This is a genomic window from Salmonella sp. SAL4457, from assembly GCF_046548235.1.
Classification (GTDB): domain Bacteria; phylum Pseudomonadota; class Gammaproteobacteria; order Enterobacterales; family Enterobacteriaceae; genus Salmonella; species Salmonella enterica.
Map to the genome: position 1 here is coordinate 1 of NZ_JBGDZO010001421.1, position 232 is coordinate 232.

Annotated in this window: 1 protein-coding gene; it reads right to left on the reverse strand. The window is 72.0% G+C overall.

Annotation, left to right across the window (positions count from 1 at the left end):
* The coding region (locus ACLJNW_RS28860; protein WP_410962113.1) for an ATP-binding cassette domain-containing protein at window positions 1-232 on the reverse strand (232 nt) is incomplete at both ends.

Here is a 232-nt window from a genome sequence, read left to right on the forward strand (position 1 = left end):
GGCCAGACGATGGGCGACGATCACCCGGGTCCGGCCACCGCCGCGTTCGCGCAGGTTGCGCAGGACCTGCCGGGCGGTCTGCGGATCCAGCGCCGAGGTTGGCTCGTCGAGCAGCAACAGGCTCGCCGGCGATAGCAGCGCACGGGCCAGGGCCAGTCGTTGCAGTTCGCCGCCGGACAGTTGCAGGTCGCGTCCCGGCACGCTGTCGTAGCCACGCGGCAGGGCCATGATG